Source organism: Halorhodospira halophila SL1 (genome assembly GCF_000015585.1).
Classification (GTDB): Bacteria; Pseudomonadota; Gammaproteobacteria; order Nitrococcales; family Halorhodospiraceae; genus Halorhodospira; species Halorhodospira halophila.
Genome location: NC_008789.1, coordinates 597,273 through 617,654 on the forward strand (window position 1 = coordinate 597,273; position 20,382 = coordinate 617,654).

Consider the following 20,382-nt stretch of genomic DNA (forward strand, 5'->3'; position numbering starts at 1 on the left):
GGTTCTACGTTTCGTCGTGATCGTTGCCGGCCCGCGCCTCAGCGCGGTGCTCGGCGATGAATTCATCCAGCAAGCGGCGCTGCCGCTCGTCCAGCTCCCGCCCGGCGAGCAGATCCGGGCGACGCAACCAAGTCCGCCCCAGGGCCTGCTTGAGCCGCCAGGTGTCGACCGCCCCGTGGTCACCGGAGCGCAGCACCTCCGGCACGCCGCGCCTCTCGTAGACCTCCGGGCGCGTATAGTGCGGGTGGTCCAGCAACCCGGTGGCGAAGGAGTCCTCGGCCGCCGAATCTTCGTGGCCGAGCGCCCCCGGCACCAGTCGCGTGGCGGCGTCGATGGCCACCATGGCCGCCAGCTCGCCACCGCTGAGGACGTAGTCGCCGATGGACAACTCCTCGTCCACCTCGGCCTCGAGCAGCCGCTCGTCGATGCCCTCGTAGCGGCCGCAGAGGTAGATCACGCGTTCGCAGGCCGCCAGCCGCGCCACCCTATCCTGATCCAGCCGCGCCCCCTGGGGGCTGAGGTGGATCACCCGGGCCGGGCGGGGATCGGCCGCCCGCGCTGCCTGGATGGCCCGGTGCAGCGGCGCCACCTTCATCACCATGCCCGGCCCGCCGCCGTAGGGCCGATCGTCCACGGTGGCGTGGCGGTCCTCGGCATAATCCCGCGGATTCCAGGCGCTCAGCTCGATCAGGCCCCGCTCGGCCGCGCGCCCGACCACCCCGAAGCGCGCCACCTGCTCGACCATCTCCGGGAAGACGGTGATGACGTCGATGCGTCTAGAATTCGGGGTCCCAGTCAACCTCGATGACGCCTTCCTGCTGATCGACCCGCTGAACGACGTGGTCGAGGGTGAACGGGATCAGCCGCTCTCGCTCGCCGCGCACGACCATCACATCGTTGGCGCCGGTCTCGAACAGATGGCTGACCACGCCGAGTTCGACGCCGTCGACGGTCCGGACCGTGAGACTTTCCAGGTCGACCCAGTAGTACTCGCCGGGTTACGGCTCCGGCAACAGCTCCCGCGCCACCGCGATGTCGCTGCCGACCCACTGCCTCGCCTGGTCGCGATCCTCTACGCCGGCGATACGGGCGATCAGTCTCTTGCCCTGCTCCTGTCCCGCTTCGAGCCGCGCAGCCTGCCAGCCATCGGCGGTAGCCAGGTGCCAATCGGGGTACTCGAACAGCCCGGCCTTGGGCTGGGTGTAAGAGTAGACCTTGACCCAGCCGTTGACACCGAACAGGCCGACAACCCGGCCGACGATGACCCGCCTGGGCTCACGATCCGGCATGGATCGCGAACCGACTTACTGAGCCGCTTGCTCGGCGCGCTCGGCCTGGCGGATCAGCTGCGCGGCGCGCTCCGTCGGCTGCGCCCCCTTGGCGATCCACGCCTTGGAGCGCTCGACGTCCAGCTTCAGCGGCGCCTCTTGCCCCGAGGCCACCGGATTGAAGTAGCCCAGGCGCTCGATAAAGGCGCCGTCCCGCGGCTTCTTCGCCTCGGTAACTACGATGTGGTAGAAGGGCCGCTTCTTCGCGCCCGCCCTTGCCAGTCGAATGGTAACCATATGCGCCCTTGCGATTCCCGTTACGTTGAGTCATCGGCCCCCAAGTGGGGGCTTCTGATACGTACTTGAGTAAACCGGGCATTGTACTCGCTTTGTCACTGAAGGGAAGGGTCCACACCGAGAAAAGCACGGCCCTCAGCCGCTGTCGTCGCCCCGGTCGGGGCCGCTGAACCGATGCAGCAGCCGCTCCCGGTAGCGCTGCTCGGCGACGCACAGGGCGTCGTCCCCCCGGCCGCTGCTCTCGAGCCGGGCCCGTAGCAGCGACAGCCGGCGCTCGGCCTGGCTACGCTGTTCCGCCGCCTGGTCGGAGGCGTCGGTGTAGAGAGCGTCGATGAGATCCTCGAGGCTGCGGATCTCCTGACGCTCGGCCAGCTCCGGCGGGATGCAGTTGGCGTTCTTGAGCACCCGGTAGGCGGTGCGCAGGTGCTCAGGAACCATGGAGTCGTCATCGAGCACCAAGGGCTGCCCGGCCCCGGGGAGATCCTGCAGCTCGCCCTGCTCCACGGCCTCCTCCAGGCGACGCTCGGCAATCTGGTCGATGAGGCTCACGACTCGTCCTCCCAGAAGGCTTGTACATCCTCAACACGGCGGGTGAGCGGCATCTCCGGCAGGCTGCTCCGGAACAGCCTGCCGTACGGCTTACCGAGCAGGCGCGGATCCGCAATCATCAGCACGCCGCGGTCGGCATCGTCGCGGATCAGGCGCCCGGCCCCCTGCTTCAGGGCGATGACCGCCTCGGGCAGGAGGATATCCCGAAACGCCACGCCCCCGGCCTCCTCCACTGCGCGCTGACGCGCGGCGGTGACCGGGTCCCCGGGAGCGGCGAAGGGCAGGCGGTCGATGATCACCGCCGAGAGCGCCGCCCCGCGGATGTCTACCCCCTGCCAGAAGCTCGCCGTACCGAGCAGGACGGCATCACCCGCCCGCGAAAAGGCGTCCAGCAGCCGCCCCTGGGGGGCATCACCCTGAACCAGCAGAGGGCGCGTCAGGCTCGTCTCCAGCTGCTCACGGGCCAGCCGCAGGGCCCGATGACTGGTGAACAGCAGGAAGACCCCGCCAGGCGTACAGTCGATCACCTCCTGCGCCCGGGCCACCACTGCCTGATCGTACCCCGCCTGATTGGGCAGCGGGAGACCGCTGGGGCAGTACAGCAGGGATTGGCGGGCGTAGTCGAAGGGACTGGCCAGCTGCTCGGTGCGCACCGACTCGGCCAGCCCCAGGCGGCGGCGAAAGGCGGCGAAGGAGCTGCCCACGGCGAGGGTGGCCGAGAGCAGGACCCAGGCGCTGGCCTCGCGCTCCATGCGCCGGCGGAAGCTGCCGCCCACATCCAGCGGCGTCAGGTGCAGGGCGAAGCCCCGCCCGCGGGTCTCGTACCACTGCACCTCGCCCTCCGCCTCCGGAGCCAGGAAGCGCCCGAGCGCCTCGCCCAGCTCACCGGCGCGCCGGTGGCACGCCTCCAGCTCGGGGCCGCGCTCGGCCGCCGCGGCGAGGACCCGCTCCAGGCCGGCGGTCGCGCCGCGCAGGGCCGCGGCCGCCTCGGCGGCCCCCTGCTCGGCCACCACGTACCAGGCATCCCGCTGCTCCCCGCCCTCCAGGGCCAGGCGCAGCTCGGCGACCGCGCTCTCCAGCGTATCCACGGCCGCGCGCAGGTCCGGCATGTCACCGGCCTCGCGCCGATCGGCGATGCGCACGTCCCGCACCAGATCGCGCAGGGCCCGCGCCGAGACCGAGTGGCCGAAGAAGCGTGCGGCGGTGTCCGGAAGGAGATGGGCCTCATCGAGGACCACCGCCTGCGCCTCGGGCAGCACGGCGCCGTAACCGGCGTCCTTGACCGCCCAGTCGGCCAGCAACAGGTGGTGGTTGACCACCAGCACGTCGGCCTCGTGGGCGCGCCGGCGGGCCTCGTAGAAGAAGCACTCGTCGTAGGCCGGACACCCCTGACCGAGGCAGCGTTCCGGGGTGGAGGTGATGCGTTCGGCCACGCCCTCGACGCCCTCCGGCGCCTCGGCCAGATCGCCGCTTTCCGTCTGCCGGGCCCACTGCGCGGCCGTCTCGATCTGCTCAACTTCATCAGGGGCCGTGAACGGCCCCTCCTCCACCGCCCGCTGCAGCCGATAGCGGCACAGGTAGTTGGCCCGCCCCTTGAGCAGCGCCGCACGCATCGGGCGGGGCGTGGCAGCCTGCAGCGCCGCCCGCACCCGCGGGAGATCGCGGTGGTAGAGCTGATCCTGCAGGGTGCGCGTCCCGGTGGAGATGATGACCCGGCGCCCGTCGAGCAGCGTGGGCACCAGGTAGGCGTAGGTCTTGCCAATGCCCGTGCCGGCCTCCGCCACCAGGACCTCGTCATCGGCCAGGGCGTCGGCCACCGCCGCCCCCAGGCGTAGCTGCCCCGGGCGCGGGGCGAAGCCCTCGATGGCCCGGCTGACCGCCCCGCCGACGTCGAGCTCGGAGACCACCGCCTCGGCGAAGGCCCCGGTAGCCGGGCTAGAATCCACCAAGGCCGCCGTCTCCGGCCTCGCCGAAGCGTCGCGCCGTGGACGCCGCATCCCGCGCCCCGCCACGATCCCCCCGCTCCATGCGCGCCGCCGCCACCAGCCACCACGCCTCACGCATCACGGCGAGGTCCTGATCGCCGGTATCCACAGCGCGCAGGGCCAGCTCCTCCGCTCGCTGGTAGTGACCCTGCTGATACCGCACCGCAGCCAGGTTCTGCCAAAGCACCCCCTGTTCCGGGGCCTGGTCCAGGGCCTGTTCCAGATGCCGCACGGCGCCGTCGTAGTCGCGCCCCTCGTACGCCTCCCGGGCCCGCTGGGCCAGCGTCGCCACGTCGTCGCCCCGGGTCTGGTCCTCCTCCTGCCGAGGCGCGGGCTGCGGCTGCGACCACCAGCCGCCCTGATCCTCCTGCTCTTGCTCCGTCTCTCGCTCCGGGGCATCCCCCCGAGACGCATCGGCCTGCTCGGCCGTATCATGATCGCTCCGGGCGATCCCGTCATCAGGCGGCACATAACAAGCCACCGGCGCCAGCAATACCAGGGCCGGGAGCGCGGAGAACATCCGCCATCGCGTCATCTCGGGGCCTCGTTTCAGATCCGGGCTTCGCTGCCGCCAAGGATACCAGAGCCGGAGCCCGCCGGGCGTGGACCTTTACGGCCGGACAGCCGCCACGCTATAAGGGGCACGCGCGGGCGCCACAACCCTGCGCCACCGGCGGCGGGAACCGCGCCCGCACGGCAACCACAGCCAGGACAGAACGCATGGCCACGCCCCCGGAAAACGCACACCCCGATCCCCAGACCGCCACCCGCTCGCGCCAGGAAGTGGCCGAGCAGGTGGCCGAGCGCAGCTCGGCGATCGGCATTGAGGCGGTGCAGATCACCGAGGTCCTCAACACCCTGGCCGCTGCCTTCGAGCGCCAGAACGAGTCCTTCAGCGATCTGCGCGCCAACGCCCGCAGCATGGCCAAGAGCAACGAGGTGGTCCACCAGGCCGTGGACCGCGCCCAGCAGGTGGCCACCGAGGCGGGCAGCAACGTCGAGCACTCCCGCGCTCAAATCGACAAGGCGCTGGAGGAGATCCGCGAGCTGGCCGACTCGGTCACCCGGGTGGAGCGCCAGCTCGGCGCCCTCAACGAGGCGCTGCAGGGGGTCTCGAAGGTCTCCAGCGAGATCGCCACCATCGCCAAGCAGACCAACCTGCTGGCGCTGAACGCCACCATCGAGGCCAACCGCGCCGGTGAGGTGGGGCGCGGTTTCGCCGTGGTGGCCGAACACGTCAAGGCGCTGGCCAAACAGACCGCCGACGCCACCGATGATATCCACACCATCCTCGATGAGCTGACCCAGATCATCGATCGCCTGGTCCAGAAAGGCGGCGAGAGCACCCTGCAGGCCGAGGCCGTGCGCGACGGCACCGAGGCGATCCAGGAGATCATGGAGACCGCCGGCAGCGCCATGGCCGACATCGATACCGACTCCGGCCGTGTGCGCGAATCCGTCCACACCATCGATCACTACTGCCGGCGCACCGTCGAGGGCCTGGAGGAGTTGGCCGAAGCCGTGCGCCAGGCCACCCAGACGCTACAGGCGGCGGACCAGCGGGCCGAGAAGATCAGCGGCCATGCCCACGAGCTGATCCGGCGCACCGCCGTCGACGGGGTCGAGACCCGGGACACGCGGCTGATTCGCCGGATCCGCGAGATCGCCAGTGAACTCGGCACTACCCTGCCGGTCGGCGCCGGGGCCGAGCAGGTGACCAACCAGGCACAATCCGGACTCGAACAGCTCGCCCACGACGAGACCGGGGTCCGCGTGGCCCTGATCTGCGACAGCCAGGGCTACTGCCCGATCGCCAGCCTGCCGAGCGGCGGCGCACCGGCGCTGCGCGACGCCGTGCAGGGACAGCAGCTGGACGACCGCCCGACCCGCTCGGCCCTGCGCAGCCGTGAGCCGTACCTGCTACAGACCTACCGGCTGCAGTACGGCGGCGAGGGCCCGGTGGTCCAGGAGATCAGCGCCCCCGTGCAGGTCGGGGGGCAGACCTGGGGCTGCCTGCGGGTGATTTACGGCGGCGAGTGACGGACAGCGACGGAGCAGCGGATATGGCGTTCATCGACTTTTTGAAGGGCCGCGGCTTACCGCGCGCTTCCAGCCCCCCCCAGCGCGGCGCCGGCCGGGACGCGCGGGAGCACGCCCTGGCCCAGGCGATCCGCGGCGTCTCCGAGGAGACCAGCCAACTGGGCCTGGAGGTCTCCGATGTCCACGGCAACGTGGACGACACCGCGGCGCAGATGGAGCGGGAGGCCCGCCTGTTCCAGGAGCTGCGTGAGTCGTGTCAGCGCCTCTCCGAAGCCAACAAGGTCGTGGACGCGGCCGCGCGCAACGCACAGCACGTCTCGGGAGCGGCCCGCGCCGATATGCGCCGCTCCGAGGACCGCATCCGGGACGCCCTGCAGCGGATCGCCGGGCTCAGCACCTCGGTGCGCGAGATCGAGAGCGACCTGGAGCACCTCAACGAGGCCATGCAGCGGGTCACCAAGGTGGCCCGGGGGATCGGGGCGATCGCCAAGCAGACCAACCTGCTCGCCCTCAACGCCTCCATCGAGGCGGCCCGCGCCGGCGACGCCGGCCAGGGCTTCGCGGTGGTGGCCGAGCAGGTCAAATCCCTGGCCGCCCAGACCAGCGAGGCCACCGGGGACATGGACCGCACCCTGCAGAACCTCACCGAGCAGACCCAGGAGCTGATCACCGTCGGCCACCAAAGCACGCGGCGAGCCCAGCGAGTGGAGCAGGCCACCGGGCAGATGCAGAGCCTTTTCGAGCAGCTCGAGCACTCCATGGGGGCCGTCGACTCGGAGTCGGCACGGATCGCCGAGGCGGTCCAGGAGATCGACACCCAGAGCGAGCGCACCATCGAGCGATTCGACGACAACACCGCTGAGCTGGAGGCCTCCCACGCCGACCTCGAACGCGGGCGGGCCCAGATCGACCGCTTCCTGGCCTTCACCGAGGATCTAATGAATCTGGCCAACGCCTCGGATCTGGAGACGGAGGACACCCCGTACATCCACCGAGTCATGGAGGTGGCGCGGCAGGTGTCGGAGCGCTTCGAGGCGGCCATCCGCGCAGGCGAGATCAGCGAGGCGGACCTGTTTGACCGCGACTACCAGCCGATCCCGGGGACGGACCCGCAGCAGTACCAGACCCGCTTCGTGGCCTTCACCGACCGGGTCCTGCCGGAGATCCAGGAGCCGCCGCTGGAGGATGCCCACATTTCCGGCTGCTTCGTCATCGACAACCGCGGCTACATCCCCACCCACAACCGCCACGTATCCCACCCGCAGCGGCCCGGCGACCCGCAGTGGAACGCCCGCCACGCCCGGCAGCGGCGCATCTGGGAGGATCGCACCGCCCAGTCGGCGGCACGCAACGAGCAGCCCTTCCTGCTCCAGACCTATCGGCGGGACATGGGCGGCGGCCGCTTCGACCTGATCCGCGACGTCTCCGCCCCCGTCCGCGTCCGCGGCAAGCACTGGGGGGCGGTGCGGATGCTCTACGAACCGTAGCTGCTCGCGGAACCGCGACCACCACCGCGCGGCGGCGGGAGCCATCCCGCCGCCGACGGTCGGTCAGCCGAACAGGCGGCGGATCTTCTCCAGGCCGACCACCAGGCTCTCCACCTCATCGTGGGTGTTGTAGACCCCGAACGAGGCGCGCGCCGTGGCGGGCACACCGAAGCGCTCCATCACCGGCTGGGCGCAGTGATGGCCGGCGCGGATCGCGATCCCCTGCTCATCGAGGAGCATGGCCAGATCGTTGGGGTGCGTCCCTTCCATCACGAAAGACACGGCACCGGCCCGGCGTTGGGGCCGGCCGATCAGCTGCACCCCCGGCACGGCGGCGATGGCCTCGGCGGCGTGGTTGACCAGGTCCTCTTCGCGGGCGGCGATCCGCTCACGGCCGATGGCGTCGATGTAGCGCAGGGCCTCGCCCAGACCGATGGCGCCAGCGATATTCGGCGTCCCCGCCTCGAAACGCGCCGGCGGCGCGGCGTACTCGGTGCCGGAGAAGGAGACGTGGCGGATCATGTCGCCGCCCCCCTGGTAGGGCACCATGCCCGCCAGGTGCTCATAGCGGCCCCAGAGGACGCCGATCCCGGTCGGGCCGTAGGCCTTGTGCCCGGAAAAGGCGTAGAAGTCGACTCCCAGCTCCTGAATATCCACCGGCAGATGCGGGGCCGCCTGGGCGCCGTCGAGCAGCACCGGCACGCCTTGGGCTCGGGCCATGGCGGCGATCTCCGCCACCGGATTGACCGCCCCCAGGGCGTTGGAGACGTGGACCACGCTGACCAGCCGGGTGCGCTCGTGGATCATGCCGCGCACCGTCTCCAGGTCCACATCCCCGTTGTCGTCGATGGGCACCACCCGCAGCTGCGCCCCGGTGCGCTCACAGACCAGCTGCCAGGGGACGATGTTGGAGTGGTGCTCCATGTGGGTGACCAGGATCTCGTCACCGGGACCGACCCGCGGCGCCACAAAGCTGTGGGCCACCAGGTTGATCGCCTCGGTCACCCCGCGCAGGAAGATAATCTCCCGCTCGCTGGGGGCATTGAGGAACCGCTGGGCCTCGCTCCGCGCCCCTTCAAAGGCGGTGGTGGCCTCCTGGGAGAGGGTGTGCACCCCGCGGTGCACGTTGGCGTAGTAGTGCTGATAACAATCGAGCTCGGCATCGATCACCGACTGCGGCTTCTGCGCACTGGCCGCGCTGTCGAGGTAGACCAGCGGCCGTCCGTTGACCTCCCGGCGGAGCACCGGAAACTCGGCGCGCAGCCGATCCATGTCCACGAGCCCCTCACGGGCCGGCTCCTCGACCATGCTCATGCCTCGAACCCCTCCAGTTGCTCGCCACCGGGCAGAAACCGACGCAGGAGCGCACGCTCGTAGTCGGCGGCCTGCGAACAGCGCACGGTCTCCAGGACTTCGGCGACAAAGGCGTAGGTAAGCAGGCTTTTGGCCACCAGCGGATCGATGCCGCGGGCGCGCATGTAGAACAGCGCCTGCTCGTCGAGCTCCCCCACGGTGGAGCCGTGGGTGCAGCGGACGTCGTCGGCGAAGATCTCCAGGCGCGGATTGGAGTGCGCGAACGCCCGCGGGCTGAGGAGCAGGTTGCGGTTCTCCTGCTCCGCGTCGGTCTTCTGCGCCCCCGGGTGGACCTTGATCAGTCCATCGAAGACGCTCTCCGAGCGGCCGTCGAGCACCCCCTTGAAGACCTGACGGCTGCGGGTGTGCTCGGCGTCGTGGTGGACCCAGGTGTGGTGGTCCACGAAGCGCTGGCCGTCACTGAGGTGGACCCCGGTGAGATCCCCCTCGCCGTTGTCGCCCTGGACCGTCGCCTCGATGTCCACGCGCACCTTGTCGCCCCCCCAGACGAAGGAGTGGGCGCCGACCCGGGCGTCGCGCGCGGCGGTGCCGCTGACCGCGCCAAGTTGGCAGCCGGCATCGCCCTCTTCGCTGATCCGGGTCAGATCCACCTGGGCGCCGGCATCGGCCACCAACTCGGTGACCGGGCAGCTTAGGTAGGCGGCCTCAGGGTCACCGCTGTGGTACTCCACCACGCGCAGGTGGCTGGCCTCCTCACCGTGGACGATCACCCGCGGATAGACGGCGTGCCCGGCGCAGGCCGCACTGGTGTAGCAGACAATCAGCAGTGGCGCCTCGATCATCGCCCCGCGGGCAACGTGGATCGCCACCCCTTCGTCCATCAGTGCCGTGTTGAGGGCAATGAAGGGGCTGTTGGCCGGGTCGGCATGGGCCGCCAGGTGCTGCTGCAGCCACGCCACGTCGTCGGCCAGCGCCTGGCTCAGGGGCTGGACGGAGAGGCCGGCCGGCAGTTCGGCGTAGTCCGAACGCGATGCATCCAGGTAACCATCGATGAAGACCAGCCGCGGCCCATCCGAGCGCGGCAGGAGCTGATCGACCCGGCCGGCGAGACCGTCATCCACCGCCCCGGCGGTCTGCGGCGGATGAAAGTCGCTGCGCAGCACCGGGGTCAGATCGATGTGCTTCCACGCCTCCCAGCGTCGGGTCGGGAAGCCGTGGGCATCGAAGGTGGCCATGGCCGCGCGGCGGCGCTCGGCCAGCCACTCCGGCCCCCGTGCCGTACGGCCGTCGAAGACGGCGCGGGGCACGCTCTTGAGCTCTTCCACTGCTCCCATGTCAGGCAGCCTCCTCGTCCTCGAACAGAGCGTAGCCGGTCCGCTCCAGCTCCTCGGCCAGCTCCTTGCCGCCGGAGCGCACGATGCGCCCGTTGACCATGACGTGCACATGGTCCGGCACGATGTAGCTGAGCAGCCGCTGGTAGTGGGTGATAATCAGAAACGAGCGCTGCGGATCGCGCATGCTGTTCACGCCATCGGCCACGGCACGCAGCGCGTCGATGTCCAGCCCCGAGTCGGTCTCGTCGAGGATGCACAGCCGCGGCTCAAGCATGGCCATGTGGAAGATCTCGTTGCGCTTCTTCTCGCCGCCGGAGAAGCCGGCATTGACCGGCCGGCTGAGCAGCGACTCATCCAGCTTCACCCACTGCGCCCGCTCGCGGGCCATCTTGAGGAAGCTGACCGGGTCGATCTCGCCCTCGCCCCGAGCCTCGCGGGCGGCGTTGACGGCAGCCTTGAGGAAGTAGCTGTTGCTCACCCCGGGGATCTCCACAGGGTACTGGAAGCCGAGGAAGACACCGGCCCGGGCCCGCTCCTCGGGCTCCATCTCGAACAGGTCCTGCCCGTCGAAGGTCACCGAGCCGTCAGTGACCTCGTAGCTCTCGTCGCCGGCGAGGATCTTGGACAGCGTGCTCTTGCCCGAGCCGTTGGGCCCCATGATGGCGTGGACCTCGCCGGGGCCCATCTCGAAATCGATGCCCTTGAGGATCTCGGTCGCCTCGACGCTGGCATGGAGGTTGTTGATCTTCAGCATGGTCTGCCTCTCCTGGGATTCTGTCTTATCCAACGCTATCCTCGAGGGTGACCTCGAGCAGCTTCTGCGCCTCGACGGCGAACTCCATGGGCAGCTTCTGGAAGACCTCCTTGCAGAAGCCGTTGACGATCATGGAGACCGCATCCTCTTCGCTGATCCCGCGCTGCTTGCAGTAGAAGATCTGGTCATCGCCGATCTTGGAGGTGGTCGCCTCGTGCTCGAGCTGCGCCGTGGGGTTCTGGATGTCGATGTACGGGAAGGTGTGGGCACCGCAGTGGGAACTCATCAGCATGGAGTCGCACTGCGAATAGTTGCGGGCGTTGCCCGCCGTGGGCAGCACCTTGACCAGACCACGGTAGCTCTGTTGCCCGTAGTCCGCCGAGATCCCCTTGGAGATGATGTGACTGCGGGTGTTGTTGCCGATGTGGATCATCTTGGTGCCGGTATCGGCCTGCTGCCGGCCCCGGGTCACCGCCACGGAGTAGAACTCACCTATGGAGTCGTCGCCCTTGAGCACGCAGCTCGGGTACTTCCAGGTGATCGCCGAGCCGGTCTCCACCTGGGTCCAGGAGATCTTCGAGCGTTTACCGGCGCACAGGCCGCGCTTGGTGACGAAGTTATAGACGCCACCGACGCCGTTGGCGTCGCCGGGGTACCAGTTCTGCACCGTGGAGTATTTGATCTGCGCATCATCGTGGGCGTAGAGCTCAACTACGGCGGCGTGGAGCTGGTTCTCGTCACGCTGCGGTGCGGTGCACCCCTCCAGGTAGGACACCGAGCTGCCCTTCTCGGCGATGATCAGCGTGCGCTCGAACTGCCCGGTATGCCCGGCGTTGATGCGGAAGTAGGTGGAGAGCTCCATGGGGCACTCCACCCCCTCGGGGATGTAGACGAACGAGCCATCGGAGAACACCGCCGAGTTCAGGGCGGCGAAGAAGTTGTCCTTGCGCGGCACAACGCTGCCGATGTACTGCCGCACCAGCTCCGGATACTCGTGCAGCGCCTCGGAGATCGAGCAGAAGATCACGCCGTGCTTGGCCAGCTCCTCCTTGAAGGTGGTGGCCACGGAGACCGAGTCGAAGACCGCATCCACCGCCACGTTGGGGCGCTCGGTCCCCTCCTCCGCCTCCTGGACACCGGCGAGCATCTTCTGCTCGTGCAGCGGGATGCCGAGCTTTTCATAGGTCTCGAGCAGCTTGGGATCGACCTCATCGAGGCTCTTCGGCCCCTCCTTGGGAGCGGCGTAATAGGAGATGGCCTGGAAGTCGATGGGCGGGAACTGTACGTTCTGCCACTCCGGAACGGCCATCTCCAGCCAGCCGCGGTAGGCCTCGAGCCGCCACTGGAGCATCCACTCCGGCTCGCCCTTCTTCTCGGAGATGAACCGGATGGTCTCCTCGTTGAGCCCCGGTGGTGCAAACTCCTGCTCGATATCGGTGAAGAAGCCGGCCTCGTAACCCCGGCTGGTGAACCGTTCGATGGTCTCGTTGCTGCTCGCCATGTCGCCCAAGCCTCCGGCTGCTCAGTGGCCAATAACCTGTTGACGGGGGTAGATCCCCACCGGCGCGCTGGCCGGTTCGCCCATCTCCGCCAGACTCACCGCCGCCAGGGCCTGACGGACCACAGAGCTGATCCGCGACCAGGCGGCGCTGGCGTTGCAATCCTCAACATGCGTGCAAGTATCGGTCCCGCTCTCGACGCACTCGGTGAAGGCAATGGGTCCCTCAAGGGCCTCGATGACCTCGGCCACCGAGATCTCCTCGGGTGGCCGGGCCAGTCCGTAGCCGCCCTTGGCGCCGCGATAGGAGCACAGCAGTCCGGCGTGCACCAGCTGCTTCATGACCTTGCTCACCATCGGCTGGGGCAGCCCGTGGGCCCCCGCCAGCTGGGCGGCATTGACCCGTTCCCCCGGGCGGCGCGCCATCGCCGAGAGGATGACCACGCCATAGTCAGTCTCGCGGTTGATTCGGAGCATGGTGTCTGATTTCCCTCAATCCGTACCCAGAGGGTACATATTCCAATCGGGGAAGGGAAGACTTTTTAGAACACTTACAGACAGACACCCCCCGGGCTGAAGATCACCACAGCCGTGCCGATCCATGGGAGGATGGAGTCTGTTTCAACCTGTCAGGAGGGCTACTGTTGACCCCTCAGCCGCACAAGCCGCGACTGCGCACCACCTACCGGCTGATCATCGAGGAACGGGACAACGGCTGGGAGGTGGTCTTCTACGACGAGCAGGGCCGTGTCCAGCACATCGGCAACTCGCACAGCGAGATCGCGGCCCTGCGCTCGGCGTACTTCATCGCGCGCTACTACCACTACGAGCACGACGTGCTCATGCGCACCCGCCACGGCGACAAGCAGCTGGATATCGAAACGCTGATGCAGAACCGCCGCCCGAGCTGAGGCCGCGGCCGGTTCAGGACGCGGCAGCCGCGGCGCCGCCTCCGCCCAGGGCGTGCTGCTCGATGCGGCGGATCTCGTCGCGCACCCGGGCCGCCTCCTCGAACTCCAGCTCCCGGGCGTGCTCCTGCATACGCTTCTCTAGCTCGCGGATCCGCCGCACCGCCTCGGCGGGGGACAGCCCGGCGTACTCGCCCGCCTCTTCGGCCACCCGGGCCGCCCGCTGCGGGGCCCCCGGCGCCGGCACACCACCGCGCTCCATGATGTCGGGCACCTCCTTGCGGATCCCCTGCGGGGTGATGCCGTGGGCCTCATTGTGGGCGATCTGCTTGGCCCGCCGCCGCTCCGTCTCGTCGATGGCGCGGCGCATGGAGTCCGTCATCTGATCAGCGTAGAGGATCGCCCGTCCATCGATATTGCGGGCGGCCCGACCGATGGTCTGGATCAGCGAGCGGGTAGAACGCAGAAAGCCCTCCTTATCGGCATCGAGGATAGCCACCAGCGAGACCTCGGGGATGTCCAGCCCCTCGCGCAGGAGGTTGATGCCGACCAGCACATCGAAGTGGCCCAGGCGCAGGTCACGAATGATCTCGGTGCGCTCGACCGTGTCCACGTCGGAGTGGAGGTAGCGGACCCGGACGCCGTTCTCCTCCAGGTATTCGGTCAGGTCCTCGGCCATACGCTTGGTCAGCGTGGTGACCAACACCCGCTCGTCCCGCTCGGCGCGCGCGCGGATCTCGCCGTAGACATCGTCGACCTGGGCAGTAGCCGGACGCACCTCCACCTCCGGGTCCACTAGCCCGGTGGGGCGGACCACCTGCTCCACCACCTGCCCGGCGTGCTCCTCTTCGAAGGGGCCCGGCGTGGCCGAGACGTAGACCGTCTGCGGCGCCAGGCGGCGGAACTCCTCGAACTTCAGCGGCCGGTTGTCCAGCGCCGAGGGCAGCCGGAACCCGTATTCGACCAGGGTCTGCTTGCGCGAGCGGTCGCCCTTGTACATGCCGCCGATCTGCGGAACGGTGACGTGGGACTCATCGATGAACAGCACGGCCTCCGGCGGGATGTAGTCGAACAGAGTCGGCGGCGGCTCTCCCGGCCCGCGGCCGGAGAGATAGCGGGAGTAGTTCTCGATGCCGTTGCAGTAGCCGAGCTCGAGCATCATCTCCATATCGAAGCGGGTCCGCTCTTCCAGCCGCTGCGCCTCCACCAGCTTGTCGGCAGCCCGCAGCTCATCCAGGCGCTCGCGCAGCTCCTCCTTGATCTGCTCCACGGCCTGGTGGATCTGCTCCTTCGGGGTGACGTAGTGGGTCTTGGGGTAGATGGTCACACGCGGCACCCGGCGCAGCACCTCGCCGGTGAGCGGATCGAACCAGCTGATCTCCTCGATCTCGTCGTCGAAGAGCTGCACCCGGACCGCCTCTTCGGGGGACTCGGCGGGGAAGATGTCGATCACCTCGCCCCTGGCGCGGTAGGTGCCCCGGGTCAGCTCGGTGTCGTTGCGGGTGTACTGCAGTTCGGCCAGCCGGCGCAGGATCGCCCGCTGGTCGATCTGCTCACCGCGCACCAGGTGCAGGAGCATCGACATATACGCCTGCGGGTCGCCCAGCCCGTAGATGGAGGAGACCGAGGCGACGATGACCGTATCCTTGTGCTCGAGCACCGCCTTGGTGGCGGACAGGCGCATCTGCTCGATGTGCTCGTTCACCGAGGCGTCCTTCTCAATGAAGGTATCCGAGGAGGGCACGTACGCCTCGGGCTGGTAGTAGTCGTAGTAGGAGACGAAGTACTCGACGCGGTTCTCCGGCAAGAACTCGCGCATCTCGCCGTAGAGCTGCGCGGCCAGGGTCTTGTTCGGCGCCAGCAGGATCGCCGGACGCTGCAGCCGCTCGATCACGTTGGCGACGGTGAAGGTCTTGCCCGAACCGGTCACCCCAAGCAGGGTCTGGTCCGAGAGCCCCGACTCGATCCCGTCGACGAGCTCGTCGATCGCCTGGGGCTGATCCCCAGCGGGCTGGAAACGGGCGTTCAGCTTGAACCGCTCAGTCATTCCCCCCCCGCACACGCCTTCGGCAGGTCGTTCCGCATCACGCTCTGCAAGCTACACCTCTGACTCCGGCGGTCATAAAGTCTGAACCCTGAACACTGAACCCAAAACCCTTATCATACTCCCCGAGCCCAACTTTCAACGCGGAGCCAAACCATGGACCTTCAGCTTGCCGATCGCGTCCAGCGCATCAAGCCATCGCCGACGCTCGCCGTCACCGCCCGCGCCGCGGAGCTGCGCGCCGCCGGCCACGACGTCATCGGCCTCGGCGCCGGCGAGCCGGACTTCGACACCCCGGCACACATCATCGAGGCCGCCGTCCAGGCCGCCCAGCAGGGGCAGACGCGCTACACCGCCGTGGACGGCACCACCGAACTCAAGCAGGCGGTCATCGACAAGCTCCAGCGCGACAACCAGCTGAGCTACGAAGCCAACCAGATCCTGGTCTCCAGCGGCGCCAAGCAGTCGCTGTTCAACGCCATGGCCGCCGTCCTCAACGAGGGCGACGAGGTGGTCATCCCGGCGCCCTACTGGGTCTCCTACCCGGACATGGCCCTGGTCTTCGGCGCACAGCCGGTCTTCGTGGCCGCCGGTGCCGAGAGCCGTTTCAAGATCACCCCGGAGCAGCTTGAGCAGGCGCTGACCCGCAAGACCCGCATGGTCATCCTCAACAGTCCGTCCAACCCCACCGGCACCGCCTACACCCGGGACGAGCTGGCGGCGCTGGGCGCGGTCCTCGAGCGCCATCCGCAGGTCGTGGTGGTCAGTGACGACATCTACGAGCACATCCTCTGGCGCGACGAGGCTTTCTCCAACATCGCCATGGCGGCACCGCAGCTCTTCGAGCGGACCATCGTGGTCAACGGCGTCTCCAAGGCGTACGCCATGACCGGCTGGCGTATCGGCTACGCGGCCGGCCCGGCCCCGCTGATCGGCGCCATGAAGAAGGTGCAGTCGCAGAGCACATCCAACCCGGCCTCGATCTCTCAGGCCGCTGCGCTGGCCGCCCTCAACGGCGATCAGGGCTGCATCCAGCCCATGCTGGAGCAGTTCAAGGCGCGCCACGATTTCGTCGTCGAGCGCCTCAACGCCATGCCGGGGGTAAGCTGCACGCCGTGCGACGGCACCTTCTACTGCTTCCCGCACATGGAAGAGGCCATGAACCGCACCGGCGCCGAGGACGACGTCGCCTTCGCCGAGCAGCTGATCAACGACGCCGGTGTAGCCCTGGTGCCGGGCTCGGCCTTCGGCCTGCCGGGATACGCCCGCATCTCTTATGCGACCAGCATGGAGAACCTGGAGCGGGCCATGGATCGGCTGCAGCAAGCCCTGGGCGGCTGACGCCCCCAGCCACCCCCGCCTGCGCGTTGCGGGCGGGGGTGGGGCCAGGGTGCGGCGCGGCCAATCAAGGCTTGACCCCGGCAATCCGACATCGGCAGAATACGCAGCGAATCGTGAGACACGATCAGCGTTTCCCCGGTAGCTCAGCGGTAGAGCAAGTGACTGTTAATCACTGGGTCGGCGGTTCGAATCCGTCCCGGGGAGCCAATCCCTCCTCTTTTCATCGACACCCCTGTTGATCAGCCGAGTTCGAGCTGATCGGACCGCTGCTCAGCAACACTCCCGCTCGATATTCGACAAGAGCCTCAGGCCGTCCGCGTCCGAGCGCCGCTCGAACAGCTCCCGTACGACATTGATCTGCGCATGGACCACCAGCCGGGTATCCGCTTCCGTGCCCTCTCGCCCGCCGAGTTCACGCTCCAGGTAGCGCCTCACCGGACTGTCCCGGGGCTCATCCGCGATGTGGGCATCGATCCGGCGGAGCAGCCGCCGGATCGCGTGGTCACAGTCCAGGCCAGTGGCCTCATGGTCAGCGGTGGCCATACTCGATCACCAGATCCTCATCGCGAACAACCATCTGGCACATCAACCGCCAGTTGGTCGGGAAGTCGTCGACGCGCATGCGGTCGATTTCCGCCTGCGTGACCTTGCCCAGCTCCAGCAGGACCCGCTCCTCGCGGTCCGTCAACGGCCCCGCCATTGTTCCTTTTGTGACACCGTAGCGGACATAAACGAGGCAACTGCCACACTGGCCATCCTGACAATCGAAAGAGATCGGGATGTTGTGGCGGCGGGCCAGTTTCAGGACCGGCTCCGTATGACTGCCCGCGACCGCTTGCACGGTGCGGTCCCCGTGCTCCGGGTGCCGAAACGTCACATTTGGCATGGTGGTGCTCCTTGGTTCGCTCAATCAGCGGAGAATGGCTCAACGCACCACCTGCTAGCATTTTTCGGGCCAGAGGGCGTTTCAGCCCCCTTCCAGGGTAAACCCGACCTTGACCGTGACCTGCCAGTGGTTCACCCGGCCGCCCTCGATATGCCCCCGGGTATCCACCACCTCGAACCAGCGTAGATGGCGGAGGGTCTCGCCGGCACGGGCGATGGCGTTGTTCACGGCCTCCTCGATCCCGTTCGGGGAGGAACCGGTCAGCTCGACAATCTTGTAGACGTGATCGCTCATCCGAACGCTCCTGGGTACAGGGAGAAACAAAGACTGGGGCGGATGACGCCCGACACCCGGGCTGCGGTGTCGGGCGCCGGTAGCGAGCCGGCCGAAGCCGGCTCACCGCGGTTACGCCACCAGGTCGAATCGGTCGGCGTTCATCACCTTGGTCCAGGCCGCCACGAAGTCGTGGACGAACTTCTCCCGGTTGTCGTCCTGGGCGTAGACCTCGGCGTACGAGCGCAGGATCGAGTTGGACCCGAAGACGAGATCCACACGGGTCGCCGTCCACTTCACCGCATCGCTGCTGCGCTGGCGGATCTCGTAACGGTTGCTGCCCACCGGCTTCCAGGTGTAGGCCATGTCCGTGAGATTGACGAAGAAGTCGTTGGTCAGCTGGCCCTCGCGGTCGGTGAGCACACCGTGCTTGGTGCCACCGTGGTTGGTCCCCAGCACCCGCATGCCGCCGACCAGGACGGTCATCTCCGGCGCGGTCAGCCCCATCAGCTGGGTGCGATCGAGCATCATCTCCTCGGGCTGCACCGCATACTCCTTCTTGACCCAGTTGCGGTAGCCGTCGGCGAGCGGCTCCAGGTACTGGAAGGAGTCCACGTCGGTCATCTCCTGGCTGGCATCACCGCGGCCGGGGGCGAAGGGAACGGTGATGTCGTGGCCGGCTGCCCGGGCCGCCTGCTCGATCCCCACGTTGCCGGCGAGCACGATGGTATCGGCCAGACTGGCACCGGCATCGGCGGCGATGCCCTCGAGGACGCCGAGGACCTTCGACAGCCGCTCGGGCTCATTACCCTCCCAGTCCTTCTGCGGCGCCAGGCGAATCCGGGCCCCATTGGCCCCGCCCCGGTTATCCGAGCCGCGGAAGGTGCGGGCACTGTCCCAGGCAGTGCTGACCATCTCGCCGATGCTCAGCCCGCTATCGGCGATCTTCGCCTTGAGCGCCTCTACGTCGTAATCGGTCCGACCCGCCGGCACCGGATCCTGCCAAATCAGATCTTCCTGGGGGGCCTCCGGGCCGATATAACGGGTCCGTGGCCCCAGATCCCGGTGAGTGAGCTTGAACCAGGCTCGGGCGAAGACCTCGTCGAAGTAGGCCGGATCGTTGTAGAACCGCTCGGAGATCTTGCGGTAGGCCGGATCCATCTTCATCGCCATATCCGCATCGGTCATGATCGGATTGAGGCGGATGGACGGGTCTTCAACATCGACCGGCTTGTCTTCCTCCTTGATATCCACCGGCTCCCACTGCCAGGCCCCGGCGGGGCTCTTGGTCAGTTCCCACTCGTAGTTGAGCAGCAGGTGGAAGTAGCCGTTGTCCCAGCGGGTGGGATAGGTGGTCCAGGCCCCCTCGATGCCGCTGCTGACGGTGTCCCGGCCCACTCCGCGGGTCACCTTGTTGTTCCAGCCGAGCCCCTGCTCCTCGACGTCCGCCGACTCCGGATCCGGCCCGAGGTTCTCGACATCGCCATTGCCGTGGCACTTGCCGACCGTGTGGCCGCCGGCGGTGAGGGCGACGGTCTCCTCGTCGTTCATGGCCATGCGCTCGAAGGTGATGCGCACGTCCTCGGCGGTCCGCAGCGGGTCCGGATTGCCGTCCACACCTTCGGGGTTGACGTAGATCAGCCCCATCATCACCGCCGCCAGCGGATTCTCCAACGAGGCACGGTCCTCGCCGTAGCGGCTGTCTTCGCTATCGCTCGGCGCCAGCCACTCCTTCTCGGAGCCCCAGTAGATATCCTTTTCCGGGTGCCAGATGTCCTCGCGCCCCAGGGAGAAGCCGAAGGTCTTCAGCCCCATGGACTCGTAGGCCACGTTGCCGGCGAGGATGATCAGGTCGGCCCAGCTGAGCCGGTTGCCGTACTTCTTCTTGATCGGCCAGAGCAGCCGCCGCGCCTTGTCGAGGTTGACGTTGTCCGGCCAGCTGTTGATCGGGGCGAAGCGCTGATTGCCGGTACCGCCACCGCCACGGCCATCCGCCACCCGGTAGGTGCCGGCGGCGTGCCAGGCCATGCGGATCATCAGCCCGCCGTAGTGCCCCCAGTCTGCCGGCCACCACGCCTGGCTGTCGGTCATCAGCTGGTGGAGGTCTTGCTTGACCGCGTCGAGATCGAGCTTCTTGACCTCTTCCCGGTAGTTGAACCCCTCACCCATCGGATCGGGCTTGCGATCATGCTGATGGAGGATGTCGAGGTTCAGGGCGTTGGGCCACATGTCCAGGTTGGACTCGCCGACCTGGGTCATCGCACCGTGCATCACCGGGCAACCGCCCGCCTTCTGTTGATCTGCCATCGTCTTCTCCGTTGCTTCCTGCCAGTGCCGTTTTGAACAATTCCATTTTGCACCTGCATGGAATCTCTCACAAGACGGCCACCTGATCGAATATGCC

General features: G+C 67.9%; 19 protein-coding genes, 1 tRNA gene and 1 pseudogene. 5 read left to right on the top strand and 16 right to left on the bottom strand.

What is annotated here, in order from left to right; all coding sequences use genetic code 11:
* Positions 1 to 4: 4 nt before the first annotated feature.
* The 6 genes and pseudogenes from trmD to HHAL_RS12485 form a co-directional block, all read right to left on the bottom strand.
* Positions 5 to 799, bottom strand: a complete 795-nt coding sequence (gene trmD, locus HHAL_RS02685; protein ID WP_011813338.1) for a tRNA (guanosine(37)-N1)-methyltransferase TrmD — start codon at positions 797 to 799, stop codon at positions 5 to 7.
* A pseudogene (rimM, locus tag HHAL_RS02690) lies at positions 777 to 1,289 on the bottom strand (ribosome maturation factor RimM). Before rimM ends, trmD begins: the two are co-directional and overlap by 23 nt.
* A 15-nt stretch (positions 1,290 to 1,304) precedes the next feature.
* The gene (gene rpsP / locus HHAL_RS02695; RefSeq protein ID WP_011813339.1) at positions 1,305 to 1,565 is read right to left on the bottom strand and encodes a 30S ribosomal protein S16; all 261 of its coding nucleotides are present in this window, start codon (positions 1,563 to 1,565) and stop codon (positions 1,305 to 1,307) included.
* A gap of 135 nt (positions 1,566 to 1,700) precedes the next feature.
* Positions 1,701 to 2,114 carry a DnaJ family domain-containing protein gene (locus tag HHAL_RS02700; RefSeq protein WP_011813340.1) on the bottom strand — a complete coding sequence of 138 codons (414 nt, stop codon included), beginning with the start codon at positions 2,112 to 2,114 and terminating at the stop codon, positions 1,701 to 1,703.
* A complete protein-coding gene (gene yoaA, locus HHAL_RS02705) occupies positions 2,111 to 4,060 on the bottom strand; it encodes a DNA repair helicase YoaA (protein ID WP_011813341.1) in 1,950 nt (649 codons plus the stop codon). Before yoaA ends, HHAL_RS02700 begins: the two co-directional genes overlap by 4 nt.
* Positions 4,050 to 4,634 carry a tetratricopeptide repeat protein gene (locus HHAL_RS12485; RefSeq protein WP_011813342.1) on the bottom strand — a complete coding sequence of 195 codons (585 nt, stop codon included), beginning with the start codon at positions 4,632 to 4,634 and terminating at the stop codon, positions 4,050 to 4,052. The genes yoaA and HHAL_RS12485 overlap by 11 nt, the downstream gene beginning before the upstream one ends.
* Before the next feature lie 185 nt (positions 4,635 to 4,819).
* Between HHAL_RS12485 and HHAL_RS02715 the strand changes: the two genes are divergently transcribed.
* Together HHAL_RS02715 and HHAL_RS02720 are read left to right on the top strand one after the other, a co-directional pair.
* On the top strand, positions 4,820 to 6,139 hold the full coding sequence (locus HHAL_RS02715) for a methyl-accepting chemotaxis protein (RefSeq protein WP_011813343.1): 1,320 nt from the start codon (positions 4,820 to 4,822) through the stop codon (positions 6,137 to 6,139).
* Between the two features lie 23 nt (positions 6,140 to 6,162).
* Entirely contained in the window at positions 6,163 to 7,626 is a 1,464-nt protein-coding gene (locus HHAL_RS02720; RefSeq protein WP_011813344.1) for a methyl-accepting chemotaxis protein, read from the top strand.
* A 63-nt stretch (positions 7,627 to 7,689) separates the two neighbouring features.
* On the opposite strand, the gene HHAL_RS02725 is transcribed toward HHAL_RS02720, so the two are convergent.
* Genes HHAL_RS02725 through HHAL_RS02745 form a run of 5 tightly spaced genes read right to left on the bottom strand, consistent with a single transcriptional unit; the run spans position 7,690 to position 13,003 of the window.
* The gene (locus HHAL_RS02725) at positions 7,690 to 8,940 is read right to left on the bottom strand and encodes an aminotransferase class V-fold PLP-dependent enzyme (protein WP_011813345.1); all 1,251 of its coding nucleotides are present in this window, start codon (positions 8,938 to 8,940) and stop codon (positions 7,690 to 7,692) included.
* Positions 8,937 to 10,274 carry a Fe-S cluster assembly protein SufD gene (sufD, locus tag HHAL_RS02730; protein WP_011813346.1) on the bottom strand — a complete coding sequence of 446 codons (1,338 nt, stop codon included), beginning with the start codon at positions 10,272 to 10,274 and terminating at the stop codon, positions 8,937 to 8,939. The genes HHAL_RS02725 and sufD overlap by 4 nt, the downstream gene beginning before the upstream one ends.
* Before the next feature lies 1 nt (position 10,275).
* Positions 10,276 to 11,028: a Fe-S cluster assembly ATPase SufC gene (sufC, locus tag HHAL_RS02735; protein ID WP_011813347.1), complete on the bottom strand. Its 753-nt coding sequence runs from the start codon at positions 11,026 to 11,028 to the stop codon at positions 10,276 to 10,278.
* 25 nt (positions 11,029 to 11,053) lie between these two features.
* A complete protein-coding gene (gene sufB / locus HHAL_RS02740) occupies positions 11,054 to 12,529 on the bottom strand; it encodes a Fe-S cluster assembly protein SufB (protein WP_011813348.1) in 1,476 nt (491 codons plus the stop codon).
* A 21-nt stretch (positions 12,530 to 12,550) separates the two neighbouring features.
* Complete coding sequence (locus HHAL_RS02745) at positions 12,551 to 13,003, bottom strand: SUF system Fe-S cluster assembly regulator (RefSeq protein WP_011813349.1); 453 nt, start codon at positions 13,001 to 13,003, stop codon at positions 12,551 to 12,553.
* Positions 13,004 to 13,170: 167 nt separating this feature from the next.
* Here HHAL_RS02745 and HHAL_RS02750 point away from each other — a divergent pair, with 167 nt between their 5' ends.
* Positions 13,171 to 13,437, top strand: a complete 267-nt coding sequence (locus tag HHAL_RS02750) for a hypothetical protein (protein ID WP_011813350.1) — start codon at positions 13,171 to 13,173, stop codon at positions 13,435 to 13,437.
* A gap of 13 nt (positions 13,438 to 13,450) precedes the next feature.
* On the opposite strand, the gene uvrB is transcribed toward HHAL_RS02750, so the two are convergent.
* A complete protein-coding gene (gene uvrB / locus HHAL_RS02755; RefSeq protein WP_011813351.1) occupies positions 13,451 to 15,481 on the bottom strand; it encodes an excinuclease ABC subunit UvrB in 2,031 nt (676 codons plus the stop codon).
* A gap of 153 nt (positions 15,482 to 15,634) precedes the next feature.
* Between uvrB and HHAL_RS02760 the strand changes: the two genes are divergently transcribed.
* Together HHAL_RS02760 and HHAL_RS02765 are read left to right on the top strand one after the other, a co-directional pair.
* Positions 15,635 to 16,819 carry a pyridoxal phosphate-dependent aminotransferase gene (locus HHAL_RS02760; RefSeq protein WP_011813352.1) on the top strand — a complete coding sequence of 395 codons (1,185 nt, stop codon included), beginning with the start codon at positions 15,635 to 15,637 and terminating at the stop codon, positions 16,817 to 16,819.
* A gap of 132 nt (positions 16,820 to 16,951) precedes the next feature.
* Positions 16,952 to 17,026 (top strand) — tRNA-Asn (locus HHAL_RS02765).
* Positions 17,027 to 17,089: 63 nt separating this feature from the next.
* Here HHAL_RS02765 and cowN read toward each other — a convergent pair.
* The 4 genes from cowN to katG all read right to left on the bottom strand — a co-directional run bounded on the left by cowN (position 17,090) and on the right by katG (position 20,285).
* Entirely contained in the window at positions 17,090 to 17,362 is a 273-nt protein-coding gene (gene cowN, locus HHAL_RS02770) for a N(2)-fixation sustaining protein CowN (RefSeq protein ID WP_011813353.1), read from the bottom strand.
* Entirely contained in the window at positions 17,349 to 17,705 is a 357-nt protein-coding gene (locus HHAL_RS02775; protein ID WP_011813354.1) for a 2Fe-2S iron-sulfur cluster-binding protein, read from the bottom strand. The genes cowN and HHAL_RS02775 overlap by 14 nt, the downstream gene beginning before the upstream one ends.
* 81 nt (positions 17,706 to 17,786) lie before the next feature.
* Complete coding sequence (locus HHAL_RS02780) at positions 17,787 to 17,999, bottom strand: dodecin (protein ID WP_011813355.1); 213 nt, start codon at positions 17,997 to 17,999, stop codon at positions 17,787 to 17,789.
* A 111-nt stretch (positions 18,000 to 18,110) separates the two neighbouring features.
* A complete protein-coding gene (gene katG, locus HHAL_RS02785; RefSeq protein ID WP_011813356.1) occupies positions 18,111 to 20,285 on the bottom strand; it encodes a catalase/peroxidase HPI in 2,175 nt (724 codons plus the stop codon).
* Positions 20,286 to 20,382 lie beyond the last annotated feature (97 nt).